A 15,060-nucleotide genomic window follows, 5' to 3' on the forward strand; every position below is an offset into this window, starting at 1 on the left:
TATAGGATGACGAAATAATATTCGGAGGGGACGTGTTTCGGTCTTTAAAAAAAATCTTTGCAGTGATCGCACTCGCGATCATTCTGCATCAGAACGCGAATGCAACGGAGAATGGCCTGACCAGCTACGCGGCAGGCGTCAATACGGTGCTCAATGGTGTGCTCCCTCCGCCCGGCGCCACGCAGTTCTACAACTACGCGCTTTACTACGTCGCGAACAAGTTTGCGGGCCAGAATGGGCAGAGCCTCATGCCGGGCTTCCATACCGAAGCCTTCGTCGACGCGCCGCGCGTGGTTCATACATGGGATATGAAGCTCGGTCCGTTCACGCTTTCTAGCGGTGCGATCGTCCCGCTCTTTCATTTGCATGCGAGTACGCCGGCAGGAACGGGGAACCGCACGGCACTCGGCGACGTCATCCTCCAACCGTGGCTCCTCAATTATTCGAATCCATCGCATACGTTCTTTGCGTATCTCGCACCGGATGTCGTAGTGCCGACCGGGGCGTATTCCGTCAATCGGGTGGCCAACACCGGGTTGAACAGATACGCCCTCGCGCCATCCCTTAACATGACGTGGTTTCCTGCGTCCGCCTGGGAGATATCCATGACTGCCTGGTTCGAGTTCAGTTCGCCAAACAATGCGACTCACTACCACTCCGGCGCGGTTGCGGCCGTCGATTACCTTCTCGGCTATTCGCTGAACCATGCGTTTCAGCTTGGCCTTCAAGGCTATCTGCTCAAGCAGTTCACTGACGACACGGTAAACGGCAGCCCGGTTCCCGGCGGCGGTTTTCGCGGGCAAGCCGTGGCGATAGGGCCGCAGTTGCGCTACATGTGGGCGCCGGCCGCCGGAATTGTCCTCAAGTATCAGCACGAAATTGCGGTACGTAATCGCCCACAAGGTGAAAGACTATGGGTGGAACTCTGTTTTCCGATTTGACAGGCCCCCCGAAATTCGGGGCCTATTCCGCGCCGGAAGGCTTCCGGTGCGCAGGCAGGGGCGCGACCGGGGTTCGGTCAGGGGTTCCGGTATGTAACCGGCGTCGTTGAGGTGGGCGGCTCGATTGACCTGCGTACCGGTTGCGCATCGCGTCAGGTCGCTGCGTCTGGCTGCCGGTGCGGGTGTGCTTCTCGGAATGCCGCCAGCTCCTCGCATGCCGCGTCGATATCCTGCAGTCGGGGGCACCGGGCGAGGTCAACCGCGAAGCGGCGCGCGTTGAACAGTTGGGGCACCAGACAGCAGTCAGCCAATGTCGGCTGATCACCGTAGCTAAAACGCCCCGATGTCCCGATTTCCGCCAGCAGGGCCTCTAGGGCCTCAAGTCCAATTTGCATCCAGTGGCGCATCCACCGCAGCCGCGTCGCTTCGCCAGCGTAGAGTCCAAGCTCCAAATACTTGAGAATCCGCGGGTTGTTCAGCGGATGAATATCGCAAGCGATGGAAAGTGCCAGCTGCCTTACTTCTGCGCGTGCAAAAGGGGTGGAGGGGAGCAGCGGCGGTTCGGGATGACAGTCGTCTAGGTATTCGATGATGGCCAACGACTGTCGTACGATCCGCCCATTCTCGCTGTAGCTCGGCACGAGCCCGAAGGGGTTGATCGCGCGGTATTCCGGTTGGTGCTGCTGCCCGCCGTCACGAAGCAAATGAACGGGCACAGAACGATAATCCAGTCCTTTCAGATTGAGGGCAATGCGCACCCGGTAGGCAGCTGAACTGCGGAAGTACGTGTAGAGCGTGCGAGCCGCTGCAGGGGCAGTCGGTGCCCTGTGTGGTGTCATGTTTTCAAACCCTTTATGCCATCACGGTGCCGCGGACTTCGCCCAGACCAATGTGCGCGGCCCCGGGACGCTCGCACCAGCCACGCAGAACCAATGTATCGCCGTCCTCCAGGAAAGTACGCTGCTCGCCGTTGGTCAACGTGACGCATTTCTTGCCGCCTTCCGTCAATTCGAGCAGCGAACCGGCCTCGTTTGCCGCGGGGCCGGATAACGTGCCGGAGCCGAGCAGGTCGCCAGACTGGAGGTTGCAGCCGTTGACCGTGTGGTGCGCGATCAGTTGTGCGGCCGTCCAGTATGCCGCGGTGCGGGCGCTGCCCAGCGTCACGCGCTCAGGTGCGAGGCCGTCCTTGGCCATGCGTTGCGTCAGAATCCGCACTTCAAGCGTAATGTCCAACAAGCCGCTCTTGCGGTTGAACTCGCTATCAAGGTAAGGCAGCGGCTGCGGGTCGCCTTCCGGTCGGGAGAGCGGCGCGCGGAAAGGTGCCAGGGCCTCCATCGTGACCAGCCACGGCGAGACGGTCGTGACGAAGTTCTTTGACAAAAATGGGCCGAGTGGCTGGTACTCCCAGGCCTGGATATCGCGAGCCGACCAGTCGTTGAGCAGTGTCACCCCGAACAGATGATCTTCGGCGACTTCGATGGGCACGGGCTGCCCAAGCTCGTTACCGCGGCCGACGAAATAGCCGAGTTCAAGTTCATAATCCAAGCGCCGACACGGGCCGACGCCGGGCTGTTCGGCATCGGGTGCCTTTGTCTGGCCGTGGGGCCGTCGGAAAGTATGACCGCTCACGCGAATGGAGGAGGCGCGGCCGTGATAACCAATGGGCACCCATTTGTAATTCGGCATTAACGGCTGGTCTGGCCGGAAGAGTCTACCGACCGAAGTTGCGTGATGAATCCCCGTGTAGAAGTCGGTGTAGTCGCCGATTCGACAAGGAAGCGCCATCTCGGCTTTGCATTGGGGACTCAGCAGCTTCGACCATGCATGCTGCTCCGGGCTGCCATGCGCCAGTCCTTGGGAAATGGCGCTGCGCAAACGCAAGCGCGCTTGTGCATCGAGACTCATCAGCACGTTCATGTCGGAGGTGTCGATCAGGCCGGTTTCTTGCAAATCCAGGATCTGGTCGCCAATGGCCACCCCGATCTTGAAGTCCTCAATCGCGCCAATGGGACGATAACGGCCGAACGGCAGATTCTGGATGGGGAAGTCGGCGTTGCGAACATTGGCGGACTCGATCCAGCTCCGCAAAGAGAGATCGTGGGTTTCGTTGGTCGAGTTCATTTCTTTTCCGGATTGAAGTGCTTTTTGACGTCAAGCCAGCATTGATGGTAGCTGGCCTGCAATTGCGCGGATGCCAGCGCGGCCTTGGTTGGGCGGATGACATGACGTGTTTCGAACATGAAGGCCATCGTCGCATCGACCTTGTGCGGCTTCGTAACGTCAGCCTTGCTGGCCTTTTCGAATGTGCCGGCGTCGGGACCGTGACCGCTCATGCAGTTGTGCAGACTTGCGCCGCCCGGCTTGAAGCCATCGGCCTTGGCATCGTACTCGCCGTAGATCAAGCCCATGAATTCACTGGCGATATTGCGGTGGAACCAGGGCGGGCGGAAGGTGTTTTCGGCAACCAGCCAGCGCGGCGGGAAGATGACAAAGTCTATGTTGTCGACCCCCGGCGTGTCCGAAACGGATTGCAGCACCAGAAAGATCGACGGGTCGGGATGGTCGTAGCTGATGGACCCGATTGTGTTGAATCGTCGCAAGTCGTACTTGTATGGCGCGTAGTTGCCATGCCACGCCACAACGTCGAGCGGTGAGTGATCCAGTTTGGCCCGATGGAGATTGCCCATGAACTTCGCGACAAGATCGAATTCCCCCTCGATGTCTTCATACCATGCCACCGGGGTCTGGAAGTGGCGAGGATTCGCCAGGCCGTTCGAGCCGATCACGCCCAAGTCGGGCAACTGGAACGGCGCGCCATAGTTCTCGCAGATGTAGCCACGAGCGGCCTCGTCGAGCAACTCTACGCGGAAACGAACACCGCGCGGGATCACCACGATTTCTTGCGGCTCGGCCTCGATCAGGCCGAACTCGGTAGCAAAGCGAAGCCGTCCTTGCTGCAGCACAATCAGCAGCTCACCGTCGGCGTCGTAAAAGAAGCGACCCTGCATCGAGCGATTAATGGCGTAGAGGTAGATGGCCGCGCCGCTCTGCGCATGCGGGTCACCATTACCAGCCATGCTGATGAGGCCGTCAATGAAATCGACGGCTTCGGAGTCGGACGGTAAGGGCAGAGGATCCCAACGCAGCTGGTTGGGTGTCGTGGGGATTTCGAGGTAGTCCTGTTTGATATGACCGTTATCAAGTTGCTCGAATGGCGTGTGTGCAGCACTGGGACGGATACGATAGAGCCATGAACGCCGGTTGGTGTGACGCGGTGCGGTAAAGGCCGTGCCGGAAATCTGTTCGGCGTACAGCCCGTAAGGGCAGATCTGTGGCGAATTCTGGCCGATCGGCAATGCACCCGATAGCGCCTCACTGGCCCATACGTTTGCAAATCCAGCCAAATACGCGAGCTCCTTCTCATGATGAGCCATGCGACGTCTCCTGATGCTGGTGATAACAGTTACCACTGTCGATAACGGGATCTGCGGCAATAGCCGCCGCAGTCTTGGATGAGCCACATTGTCGGCGTCGACGACTATCACCGCAACGAGCTAGAATGAATAGCAACCATTCAGCGTGTGAATAGACAAAATGGACGCTCGTCAGCTTCGTGAGATCGACCTGAACCTCCTGGTAGTCTTCAAAGACATCATGGAAACCCGAAACATATCGGCTACGGCGCGGCGCCTGAATATGTCGCAGCCAGCGGCGAGCAATGCCTTGGCGCGGCTGCGTGCGACGGTGGGTGACGAATTGCTGGTGCGTTCCGGGCAGACGATGCAGCCCACGCGGCTTGCCGCGCTCATTGCTCGAGACGTCGAGGAAGGCATGACGCTTCTGCAGGCGGCATTGAGCCGGCGGGAGACATTCGACCCGGGCAGCGACGCTCGCCGCTTTGTGATTGCCATGACGGATGTGGGCGAGGTCTATTTCATGCCGAGACTGTTGGCATATTGTGCCCAGCACGCCCCTCACGTGCGGCTTGAGGTGTCGTATGCGAGTGGCGCCGCACTGCGTAATGGTTTGCAGGAAGGGTATATCGATCTGGCGCTTGGCCCTCACGACGATATGTCGGATAGTTGGCTGCAGGTTCGCCTGTTCAAGCAGCACTGTGTCAGTCTGTTTCGGGCCTCTCACCCGTTTGCATCGCAGCCGCCGACCACATTGGCTGCTTACCGGGCCGCAAGGCATGTATTCGTGTCAAATCCCGCAAGCCCCTACGTCGAGATTCAACAACGCATGGAAAAAGCCGGAATCCGCCTGTCGTCCAACGATCAGCTGTCCAGTTTTCTCACGGCGCCATTCATCGTCGCGGCTACTGACTACGTCGTCACAGTTCCGTTCAAGCTGGCTGAACAATTTGCAGGCCCCTTGTCATTACGCTTGATTCGACCACCGATTCGATTGCCGGAACTGGAAACACATTGCTTCTGGCATCGAAGAAGGCTCGCGGATCTCGGCCTGGTCTGGCTGCGTAAAGTTATTGTCCAACTCTTCGCGGAACATGCGGCCGGCCAGGTCAAGGAAGAGACAGTCGCACTACGGTGATCGAGCCAGATAGCGCTGTCGACACGTTCAGCCGTCCATCCTCGGTTCGACTATCAGACGCACCCGGACAATGCGTCGGCCTGCTTCGGCACATAGCCGAGCGCGGCGCTGATCGCTTCAGCTTCCTTGCGCAAGGCTTTCGCAATCGGGCCGTCAATGGAAGCGTCGAACCCACCGGTCGCTCCCAGCGCTGTAAGCGTTGCGCAAAGGTGACCGCTGGCATCGAAAAGAGGGGCTGCGACAGCGCTTATTCCCTTCAGGTTCGTATCTTTGACTGTGGCAAAGCCCGCCGCGCGTACGTCGCGCTGCAATCGGCCTATCGGATCAGTCGCATCGAGTTGTGTACGTAAGTTGGCCGGAGCGTGAGAGAGTTCTTCTTCCGCAAGTTTTCGCACGCGCGACTCGTCGAGCAAGGCAAGAAAGAGTCGCCCCGTGGCGGACCAGAGCATCGACATGACCGAGCCGGCGCGGACGTTCACCGTGACGGGCAACCCCGGCTCCTCGAAGCGCATGATCGTTGGTCCGCGATTGCCCATTACCGCAATGAAGCACGTCACTTCCAGGCTCTCGCGCAAGCGCACCAAGGACGGTTCGGACAAGCGAATGGGGTCCGCGATGCGCATGGCTGCCAGACCGATGGAAATGCACTGGGGTCCCAGGCAGTACTGCTGCGTCCCCTGATCCTGAGTGACGAAAGACTCTTCCATCAGGCTCGCCAAATAGCGATGGACCTTCGCCGGGTTCTCGCCCAGATGGGCGGCGAGGGCGGTCAGCGTCGCACGTCCCCCAAGGGCGGCCAGCTCTTTGAGGACGAGCATCCCGATGGACGCAGACTGCACGCGTTGCCGGCGGTCCCGCGCCGCGCGCGCATCCGCTTGGCTTTGAGAATTTTTTTCCATCTCGTCATCTTAGCCGACGGGCAGCGGTAGCCGATATGGGGGTCGCCTCAGAATTCGGAAAAAATCGTACGCTAAGGGTGACAGCTCATTTCCTCGCTTGCCGCGGAGCGGCTGCGTTGAGGACTGGATAACAGTGGCCGTGAGTCGTGTCGCATCAGTGTTCTAACGCCCGGTAAAGCGTAGCTCGATGAACACCAAGGAGGCGGGCCACCTCAGTCACCGGGCGACCGTCCTGTTCGATGAGTTGGCGAGCATGGGCAATCTGTTCACTCCCCAAGGTCGGGCGTGGGCCAAACTTTACCCCGCGCGCCTTGGCCGCGATCCGACCGGCGCTGGTGCGCTCGGCTATCAGCGACCGCTCAAAATCCGCAATGCCGGCGAACACGGTCAACACCATGCGGCCTGCGGGCGTAGTCGTGTCTGCCCACGGTTCGGCCAGCGAGCGCAGGCCAGCACCGGTCTCCTTGATACGCTCGGCAATCTCCAGCAGGTCGCGGGTCGAACGCGCTAACCGATCCAGGCGCGTCACTGTTACCACGTCGCCATGCCGCAAGTGATCGAGGAGGCGCCCCAGTTCCGGGCGGTCGCGCTTCGCGCCACTGATCTTTTCCTCGAAAATGCGGGTGCAGCCGGCCTCGCGCAAAGTCGTCAGCTGCTGGGCGAGATCCTGGCCTTGGGTGGACACGCGGGCGTAGCCGATCAACGGGGCGGCATCGGCTTTCTTGGACATGGACTCTCCTGTCGCAAATCATGTCGCAAGAATATTAGCACTCGCGACAAAGACTTGCGACACCGAAAACCCTGATGCAGTAAGAGGTGCGGCCGGGATTCGGCAAAAATCCGCCACATCTCGGATTAAGCTATTGATCGTAATAAGAAAAACGGATTATCAGATTGGGCTGGCAGGACCTATCTAGCTAGAATGGCATGGAGTCAAAGTCGGTTCGAGCCGACACGAGCTTGACGTTTTTTAACGCGCGCTTCAGATTCTTGATGTCTTCGAACGCGACAAGATCTTGTTCAAGGGTTCGAATGTGGAGTCGCAGCTCTTTGAGATCAACGGCGAGATTTCGCAGGACGGTGTCTGGAGAGACAGGTTCGAAAGGATCGATTTCACGATAAAATGGGTGACCCGCGAGCGTCCAAAGAACCCGCCCCTGGCTGATTGCGCGCTTCATCGACAAGGACCCGGAGTTCCCCTTCGTGCCGGCCGAGCGAACTTTATGAGAATGGTAAACAGCGCTATGATCGTTCTTACTTGACCCCGCGAAGATTATTCTCATGGCAACTGATGGTCATTCAAATGCCGAGATCGCCGTGCAGTCGGCTCGCGCAGCATCTAACGGCGCCGCATCTCGCCTGACGGCAACCGGTCTCGCCTGTTGGCGCGGCAGCAGGCTTCTTTTCAAAGAGCTTGATTTCGAAGTGGAAGCCGGGCAGATCGTATGGGTGCGCGGCCAGAACGGGAGGGGCAAGACCAGCCTTCTCCGACTGGCCGCGGGGCTCTCAGCGCCAGAGCAAGGGCAGATCCTGCGCGAGGGCAACTTCGCACGGCGTGTACCTGACGATGCCCCCCGGTGCGTGTTCATCGGCCATGCCAATGCGCTGAAGGAAGATCTCACCGTGAGCGAGGCGCTTGGGTTCCTGTTGCACATCCATGGCCGCCCCTGCGAACTTTCAGCTGTGCATGCCGCGCTGGAGCGCCTCGGGCTACACAGCCGGCGCAACGCGATGGTGCGCACGCTTTCACAAGGCCAGCGGCGGCGCGTCGCGCTTGCACGCCTGGCCATCGAAACCGATGCGTCGCTGTGGATCCTCGACGAACCCTTCGATGCGCTCGATGCCGACGGCGTCGAACGCGTGAACGGGCTGATGCGCGAGCACGTGCAGCGCGGCGGTGGCGTGCTGCTGTCCAGCCACCTGGAGCCGAGCATTCCGATGCTGCCGGTCAGCGAAATCGACCTCGGCCGCTATTGCTGACACGCAGCAGTGACGCTCCGGCACAAGCGCCTGGCGATCGTCCGTATCAGTCGGCACGAAAAGGACGACGCCCCTACCTCGCGACTTCTTCATTGATTTCGACCCGCAGTCCGCTCGCCCCGACGGCGACGGCTTGTGCGACACCTTGCAAATCTCCGATTTGCGGCAGGGCGTCCCCGCTTCTGGAGATGCGCGCACCGACGATGACGCTCGACGCGCCCGACAACCTGGCGTTCGGCGACATCGCCAGGCTGTCATCCAGCGTGAACTGCAAAGGCAAATCCCTCACGTGCTTACGCAGGACGGCCAAGGGCATGCGCGGGCCGTCGACCGCGCGGGCGATCACGAATACCGTGTCTTCAAGAGCCACGCGGCCCTTCAAGGAGGGTGCCAGGGTGACCGTGCCGCTGACTTGAGCCCGTGTCGCACTCAAAACCGCGGCTGAAGCGGCGGGGGGCATTGATGTTGCTCCGTTACCGGTGGCCAGATCAGGTGCAGCGGGGATGCCGGCAAGCTGCCGTGCCTGCGCGATATCGCCTTGGATCTGCCCGGCAAAAGGGCTGTCAGCGGGCTCGATCTGGGCCAGCCTTTCCCAGTACTGGACGGCACCTTGATAGTCCCTGCGATCGAAGGCGATCGTGCCGGCCAGCGCGAGCGCCTTCGGGTTTTGGGGATCCAGTTTCAGCGCGCGTTCGATGAGTTTCCACGATTCATCGCCGAGACTGCGATGGTTGACCATGCCCACGGAAACGGCGAAATCAGTAAGCAGCACCGAGTCGTCAGGCCGCAGCCGCTCCGCCTGCCTAAAGGCTTCGACCGCCTGCGCATGCCTGCCCAGCGCCGCGTAGGTTCGCGCGAGCAGTTGCCAGCCGTCGGCATCTTCAGGTTGCGTTTTCAGATGCTCGATTAGCGGGTCGATCATTGCGGAAACCTGCTCCACGGCCTGTGGATCGAAGGCTTCATCTTCGCCGCCCCGCGGCAAGCCGGCATTGTCCTCAGTTGTAGCAAGCGCCGATGAGGCTGGGCCATCTCCGAGATGGCCCGGCGATCCCAGCCACAAGTAGCCGCCTCCCGCCACGCCGAACACGAAGACAGCCAACGCGGCGGCCAGGCCGACGGAGGGCGATGGCCGTGCCGCGAAGGCTGCGGTCGCATCACGTTCCCGCGCACCGGAAGTCCACCATAGCGAGCGCGTCAGCAAGATGGTGGCAAGCGCACCCAGCGCGGCAGCCAGCACCGTGAAAAAGGTCATAGCTGCGCTCCATCCTCGGCGGCATCGTACTCATCGGGCTCGAAACGGTCGTCACTCATGCGCGCTCGACGGAGTAGCACAAGGATCAGCGTGAGCAACCCACCGACCAGCAGAGCGGCAGGGCCAAACCACAGCAGCAGCGTTGCGGCCTTTACCGGCGGCCGGTAGAGTACAAAGTCGCCATAGCGGTCAGTCATGTACTGGAGGATCTGTTCTTCGCTTTCGCCCTGGTACAGCATGGTGCGTATTTGCTGGCGCAGGTCCTTTGCGAGATCCGCGTTCGAATCGGCGATCGTCTGGTTCTGGCACACGAGGCACCGCAACTCGATCGCGATGTGGGACATCCGCGCTTCGATCGCCGGGTCGCCAGCGGCCGGGGCCGCATCCTTCGCCTCAATACCCAGCGGTAGGAGGCAGAGCAACAGCAAGCCGAACAGCCTAGCCATATAGCTTTGCCTTTTTCGAGACGTCAAGTAGCCAAGGTATCCCAGACATCTCTTCAAGATGCGGTTCTCCGGGCGAGACGTCAGCCATGTGATACCCCAGAAGAGGTCCCATTGAGTTGTTTCAACAGCGGCCGAATGCGCGTCTGGATGACTTCAGGCGTCAGCGGTCCGGTCTGCTTAAAGCGAATCACTCCCTGCTTGTCGATGATGAAAGTCTCGGGCACGCCGTAGACGCCGAAGTCGATGCCGACCCGGCCGTCATGATCAAAAACCGATGCATCGTACGGATTGCCGAGCCGGTTTAGCCACTCCAGGCCCTGCGGCCGCGTGTCCTTGTAGTTCAGGCCGACGATGGGCATGGCCTTGGTGCGGGAGAACTCCAGCAGCGTGGCGTGTTCCTGGCGGCAGGACACGCACCAGGAAGCCCACACGTTGAGCATCCATACCTTGCCGAGCATCTCGTCGCGGCGCAGCGTCTTGTCCGCATCGTCCAGCCGCGTGAGCGTGAAGCCGGGCGCCGGCTTGCCGATGAGGGGCGAAGGCACTTCGTGCGGGTCGAGCCTGAGTCCGCGCCAGAGAAAGACGACGAGGACGATGAAGAGGCCCAGCGGAATGAGGAATCGCAAGCTCTTCATGTCGGTGCTCCCGCTGTGCTCGCGGCTGGCTGTTCCTTCCTGGAGCGGTAGCGGCGATCGCTCGCGGCCAGTACGCCGCCGAGTGCCATCAGCAGGCAGCCGCCCCAGATCCAGTCGACGAAGGGCTTGCAGTAGATGCGCACGATCCAGGCTCCGCCGGCGACCGGTTCGCCAAGCGAGACGTAGAGGTCGCGCGTCGGACCGGGGTCGATCGCGGCCTCGGTCATGGGCGTACGCTGAACCCAGTAAACGCGCTTCTCGGGCCGCAGCACGACCACGGGACGGCTGCCGCGCGTGACTTCGACGAGGCCTTGCACCGCGTCGTAGTTGGGCCCTTGCATCGTCTTCAGGCCGCGGAAAGTGAAGACGTAGCCGGCCACTTCGGTGGTGTCGCCCACATCCATCTTCACGTCTCGCTCGACCTGATAGGTCTTGACCATGCTGACCCCGAAGGCGAAAGCGGCGACGCCCAGGTGAGCTACCATCATCCCCAACATTGCGCGTGGCAACAGTTGCATCCGGTTGAGCAGGCCGGCGTGCATGCCGGCGGGCCGCACACGCTCCCACAGGTCGGTGACGATGGAGGCTACGATCCAGAAGCTCATTAGAAAGCCGAGTGTCGCCCCCAGCGTGATGCGGCCGGCCAACCATTCCGTGACCAGCGTCGTGACGATCGCGACGGCGGCGGCCCACCGAAGGCGCCTGGCGAGCTCGGGCGCTTCGGCATGCCTCCAGCGTGCGAGGGGGCCGATGCCGAGCAGGAAAACGACGGGCACCATCAGCGGCACGAAGACGGTGTCGAAATAAGGCGGCCCAACGGAGATCTTGCCCATGCCCAGCGAATCGATCAGCAGCGGATAAAGCGTGCCAAGCAGCACCGACAGCATGGCCACTACGAACAGCACGTTGTTGGCGAGCAGCATGGTTTCGCGCGACAAAAGATCGAAGCGTGCTCCGAGGCCGACCTTGGGCGCGCGCCAGGCATAGAGTGCCAGCGACCCACCGATCACGACGGTGAGCAAGGCGAGGACGAACAGACCCCGACGCGGATCGGTGGCGAATGCATGGACCGACGACAGTACGCCTGACCGCACGAGGAAGGTGCCCACCAGCGACAGTGCGAAGGCGACGATTGCGAGCAACACGGTCCATGACTTGAAGGCGCCCCGCTTCTCGGTGACGGCCAGCGAATGGATCAGCGCCGTGCCGGCGAGCCAGGGCATGAAGGAAGCGTTTTCCACCGGGTCCCAGAACCACCAGCCGCCCCAGCCGAGCACGTAATAGGCCCACATGCTGCCGAGCATGATGCCGATGGTGAGGAACGTCCACGCAGCCGTGGTCCATGGCCTCGTCCAGCGTGCCCACGTGGCGTCGAGATTGCCACCGAGCAGCGCCGCAACGGCGAACGAAAAGGCCACCGAGAAGCCGACGTAGCCCATGTAGAGCATCGGCGGATGCCCGACCATGCCGGGGTCCTGCAGCAGCGGGTTCAGGTCGTTGCCGTCGGGGGGGACGGGGGAGAGCCGCTCGAAGGGGTTGGACGTGATCAGCATGAAAAGCAGGAAGCCCGCGCTGACGAGGCCCATCACCGAGAGGATGCGTGCAATCAGCGGCTGCGGAAGGTGGCGGCTGAACTGCGCCACGGCGAGCATCCAGGTGCTCAGCATCACCACCCACAACAGCAGCGAGCCTTCGTGGCCGCCCCAGGTGGCCGCGATACGGTAAGGCAGCGGCAGGGCGCTGTTGGAGTTGGTCGCAACGTAGAGTACAGAGAAATCGTTGCGCACGAACGAACTCACCAGGCACAGGAATGCGACGCCGACAAGCATGAAATGCGTCTGCGCGGCCGACCGCGCCAGCGACATCCAGTTCGCCCGGCCGCACGCCGCGCCGGCCAGCGGCAGCGTGCCCTGCACCAGGGCCACAGCCAGCGCGAGGAGCAACGCGACCTGTCCGAGTTCGGGAATCATTTGCGCGGTTCCTTAAGCAGCGTGCCAGAGAGCTTCTCGTTGACCTTGCCGGCTCGCTTCAACGCCTCGGCCGCTTCGGGCGGCATGTAGTTCTCGTCATGCTTGGCCAGCACTTCGCGAGCGAAGAACACGCCGTCCTCGCCGATCTGGCCTTGCGCCACGACGCCCTTGCCTTCCTTGAAGAGGTCCGGCAGGATGCCCTGGTAGCGCACCGGGATTGTCTGCGCCGTATCCGTCACGAGAAAGCGCACGGTCATGCCGTCGCGCTGGACGCTGCCCGCCTGCACCAGGCCGCCCAGTCGGAAGGTGCGTCCGACGGGGGCTTCCTTTGCCATCACCTGAGAGGGCGAATAGAAGAACATGAGGTTGCTGCGGAGCGCGTTGAGCACCAGCGCGGTCGCCACGCCCACCGCGGCCACGATGCTGAGGATGATTGCCAGGCGCTTGTGACGGACCGTCACGGCCGCGACTCCTCTGCTGAAGTTTCCAGCGCTTGGGCGAGAGCGCGGCGCCGGCGCCGCGCGGCCAGCCAGGGTTCGATGGCCATGATCATCGCGGTGACGACGTACGAGCCCCAGACGTAGAGGCCGTATCCGCCCATGTCGAAGACCTCGGCGGCGCTGTGCCAGTTCATGCGGGCCGCTCCTTGGCTGCCGGCTCGGTTGCCAGTTTCCGAACCCAGTTGGCATGCGACTCGCGTTCCAGCACGATGGCGCGCGCGCGCATGAACGCCACGGCGACAGCATAGGCCCAGAAAGCGAAGGTCATTAGCAGCATGGCCGTGAGCATGGTGCTTGCCATCTTGGGTGCGGCCGTCATACTGACGGTCGCACCCTGGTGAAGCGTGTTCCACCAGCGAACCGAGAAATAGATGATCGGGATGTTAACCGCGCCGATGATCGCTAGCAGCGCGCCGGCCTTATCGGCGCGCTGCACGTCGTCGATGGCTTCGACCAGCGCGGTGTAGCCGAGGTAGAGGAAGAGCAGAATCAGTTCGGAGGTCAGGCGCGCGTCCCACACCCACCACGTGCCCCACGCCGGCTTGCCCCAGAAGGCGCCGGTCCACAGGGCGATGAACGTGAAGACCGCTCCGGTGGGCGCCAGCGCGTGCGCAAGCATGGCGGCCATGCGGGCATTGAAGATCCAGCCGATGGCCGCCCAACCAGCCATGGCGAGGTAGACCACCATTGACATCCACGCGGCCGGCACGTGAATGAAGATGATGCGGTAGGCCTCGCCTTGTTGCGCATCGGTGGGCGCCACGAAGAAGCCGACATACAGCCCGGCGATGCCGAGCAGCGCAGCGGCCGCCCACAGCCACGGAAGGAGCACGGCCGCCAGCCAGTAAAAGCGCGACGGTGCGGCGAACGTGAACCTGCGGATGCGGTCTCCCATGTCTTCGGTTTCCTTTATTCCGGCTTCACTGCATGGAGATGCGCAGGGCCGCGGCCGTGGCGGGCGGCGCCGTCAATGCCGTGAAGATCAGTAGGGCGCCGAGGATCGAATAGTGCCCGCCGGGCGACTGGCCTGCTTCGACGGCCTCGACCGCCCCGGTGCCGAAGATCAGCGCGGGAATCGACAAGGGCAGCACCAGCAGGAAGATCAGCACCCCGGCGCTGCGCAACCCGAGCGCCAGCGCCGCACCCACCGAGCCGAGCAGGCTCAGCACTGGCGTGCCCAGCAGCAGCGAGATGGTCAAGACTTTCAGCAACGCGCGATCCATGTCGAGCAGAAGGCCGAAGATCGGCGCCGATATGACCAGCGGCAGGCCTGTCACGGTCCAATGCGCCGCCGATTTGGCCGCGGCGATCACGACGGCGCCGTGGCCCGACAGCAGCATCTGTTCGAGCGAGCCATCGGCAAAGTCGCCCGCGTAGACATGGGTCACCGAGAGCATCGCGGCAAGCAGCGCGCATACCCATACGATGCCGGGAGCGATCTGCCGCAATGTCTCTCGTTCCGGCCCAACGCCCAGCGGAAAGAGGCTAACGGCGACGGCGAAGAACACGATGGGCAGAAAAGCCTCGATGCGCCGCCGCATGGCCAGTTTGAGGTCACGCTTGTACAGGGCGAGAAACAGGGAACGCATGTCGGTCACCCGTGTCAGCAATAGCGGTGGAGATCGCATTCGCGGACCGGCAGCATCGGAATGTTCGGCTCGAGGTGACTGGACAGCAGCACGCCGCCGCGCTGCACGTGCTCGCGGATCAGCCCGTTCACGCGTTCGAGGCCGTCGACATCGATCGCATCGAAGGGTTCGTCGAGGATCCATAGCGACGCATCGGGTAGAGGCGTGTGGGATTTTTCCCGGTCCCCAGGCGCGCGCCGCGGGGACGCGCCGCGACGTATTCGAGGATTTCTTCTTTTGACAGCCGCGCGCATCGTA

Annotated in this window: 17 protein-coding genes and 1 pseudogene; 4 read left to right on the forward strand and 14 right to left on the reverse strand. The window is 62.0% G+C overall.

The features are described from left to right. The first annotated feature begins 62 nt into the window (after positions 1–62). Positions 63–941: a SphA family protein gene (locus HV744_RS26005; protein WP_246279198.1), complete on the forward strand. Its 879-nt coding sequence runs from the start codon at positions 63–65 to the stop codon at positions 939–941. 152 nt (positions 942–1,093) lie between these two features. On the opposite strand, the gene maiA is transcribed toward HV744_RS26005, so the two are convergent. From maiA to hmgA, 3 genes are read right to left on the reverse strand one after another with little or no spacing between them, the layout of a single operon-like run. Beyond that, positions 1,094–1,780: a maleylacetoacetate isomerase gene (gene maiA, locus HV744_RS26010; RefSeq protein ID WP_175152243.1), complete on the reverse strand. Its 687-nt coding sequence runs from the start codon at positions 1,778–1,780 to the stop codon at positions 1,094–1,096. Positions 1,781–1,793: 13 nt separating this feature from the next. Beyond that, on the reverse strand, positions 1,794–3,062 hold the full coding sequence (gene fahA, locus HV744_RS26015; RefSeq protein ID WP_175152244.1) for a fumarylacetoacetase: 1,269 nt from the start codon (positions 3,060–3,062) through the stop codon (positions 1,794–1,796). Next, positions 3,059–4,375 carry a homogentisate 1,2-dioxygenase gene (hmgA, locus tag HV744_RS26020; protein WP_175152245.1) on the reverse strand — a complete coding sequence of 439 codons (1,317 nt, stop codon included), beginning with the start codon at positions 4,373–4,375 and terminating at the stop codon, positions 3,059–3,061. The genes fahA and hmgA overlap by 4 nt, the downstream gene beginning before the upstream one ends. Before the next feature lie 160 nt (positions 4,376–4,535). Between hmgA and HV744_RS26025 the strand changes: the two genes are divergently transcribed. Beyond that, positions 4,536–5,492 (forward strand): LysR family transcriptional regulator, encoded by a 957-nt coding sequence (locus HV744_RS26025; protein WP_175152246.1) that lies wholly within the window; start codon positions 4,536–4,538, stop codon positions 5,490–5,492. A 53-nt stretch (positions 5,493–5,545) separates the two neighbouring features. Here HV744_RS26025 and HV744_RS26030 read toward each other — a convergent pair whose 3' ends face one another. Both HV744_RS26030 and HV744_RS26035 read right to left on the reverse strand, forming a co-directional pair. Beyond that, positions 5,546–6,391 carry an IclR family transcriptional regulator gene (locus HV744_RS26030; protein WP_175152247.1) on the reverse strand — a complete coding sequence of 282 codons (846 nt, stop codon included), beginning with the start codon at positions 6,389–6,391 and terminating at the stop codon, positions 5,546–5,548. Positions 6,392–6,545: 154 nt separating this feature from the next. After that, positions 6,546–7,121 carry a recombinase family protein gene (locus HV744_RS26035; RefSeq protein WP_175152248.1) on the reverse strand — a complete coding sequence of 192 codons (576 nt, stop codon included), beginning with the start codon at positions 7,119–7,121 and terminating at the stop codon, positions 6,546–6,548. 388 nt (positions 7,122–7,509) lie between these two features. On the opposite strand from HV744_RS26035, the pseudogene HV744_RS37645 reads away from it, so the two are divergent. Both HV744_RS37645 and ccmA read left to right on the forward strand, forming a co-directional pair. After that, positions 7,510–7,603, forward strand: a pseudogene (locus tag HV744_RS37645) (chromate resistance protein ChrB domain-containing protein); the annotation flags it as partial. Positions 7,604–7,672: 69 nt separating this feature from the next. Beyond that, positions 7,673–8,371: a cytochrome c biogenesis heme-transporting ATPase CcmA gene (gene ccmA / locus HV744_RS26045; protein WP_175152250.1), complete on the forward strand. Its 699-nt coding sequence runs from the start codon at positions 7,673–7,675 to the stop codon at positions 8,369–8,371. A 73-nt stretch (positions 8,372–8,444) separates the two neighbouring features. Here the strand turns inward: ccmA and HV744_RS26050 are convergent, their stop codons facing one another. From HV744_RS26050 to HV744_RS26090, 9 genes are all read right to left on the reverse strand, one after another. Beyond that, positions 8,445–9,623 (reverse strand): tetratricopeptide repeat protein, encoded by a 1,179-nt coding sequence (locus HV744_RS26050; RefSeq protein ID WP_175152251.1) that lies wholly within the window; start codon positions 9,621–9,623, stop codon positions 8,445–8,447. Next, positions 9,620–10,069, reverse strand: coding sequence for a cytochrome c-type biogenesis protein (locus HV744_RS26055; RefSeq protein WP_175152252.1), 450 nt, complete (start codon positions 10,067–10,069; stop codon positions 9,620–9,622). The genes HV744_RS26050 and HV744_RS26055 overlap by 4 nt, the downstream gene beginning before the upstream one ends. An 80-nt stretch (positions 10,070–10,149) precedes the next feature. Continuing rightward, complete coding sequence (locus HV744_RS26060; protein WP_175152253.1) at positions 10,150–10,704, reverse strand: DsbE family thiol:disulfide interchange protein; 555 nt, start codon at positions 10,702–10,704, stop codon at positions 10,150–10,152. Further along, complete coding sequence (locus HV744_RS26065) at positions 10,701–12,674, reverse strand: heme lyase CcmF/NrfE family subunit (RefSeq protein WP_175152254.1); 1,974 nt, start codon at positions 12,672–12,674, stop codon at positions 10,701–10,703. The genes HV744_RS26060 and HV744_RS26065 overlap by 4 nt, the downstream gene beginning before the upstream one ends. Then, positions 12,671–13,135, reverse strand: a complete 465-nt coding sequence (ccmE, locus tag HV744_RS26070; RefSeq protein WP_175152255.1) for a cytochrome c maturation protein CcmE — start codon at positions 13,133–13,135, stop codon at positions 12,671–12,673. Before ccmE ends, HV744_RS26065 begins: the two co-directional genes overlap by 4 nt. Continuing rightward, the gene (gene ccmD, locus HV744_RS26075; protein WP_175152256.1) at positions 13,132–13,308 is read right to left on the reverse strand and encodes a heme exporter protein CcmD; all 177 of its coding nucleotides are present in this window, start codon (positions 13,306–13,308) and stop codon (positions 13,132–13,134) included. The genes ccmE and ccmD overlap by 4 nt, the downstream gene beginning before the upstream one ends. After that, positions 13,305–14,069: a heme ABC transporter permease CcmC gene (gene ccmC / locus HV744_RS26080; RefSeq protein WP_175152257.1), complete on the reverse strand. Its 765-nt coding sequence runs from the start codon at positions 14,067–14,069 to the stop codon at positions 13,305–13,307. Before ccmC ends, ccmD begins: the two co-directional genes overlap by 4 nt. A gap of 25 nt (positions 14,070–14,094) precedes the next feature. Beyond that, a complete protein-coding gene (gene ccmB, locus HV744_RS26085) occupies positions 14,095–14,763 on the reverse strand; it encodes a heme exporter protein CcmB (RefSeq protein WP_175152258.1) in 669 nt (222 codons plus the stop codon). A 14-nt stretch (positions 14,764–14,777) separates the two neighbouring features. Beyond that, a complete protein-coding gene (locus HV744_RS26090) occupies positions 14,778–15,056 on the reverse strand; it encodes a heme ABC exporter ATP-binding protein CcmA (protein WP_175152259.1) in 279 nt (92 codons plus the stop codon). Positions 15,057–15,060 lie beyond the last annotated feature (4 nt).

Source organism: Paraburkholderia ultramafica (assembly GCF_902859915.1).
In the GTDB taxonomy this organism is placed as follows: Bacteria; Pseudomonadota; Gammaproteobacteria; order Burkholderiales; family Burkholderiaceae; genus Paraburkholderia; species Paraburkholderia ultramafica.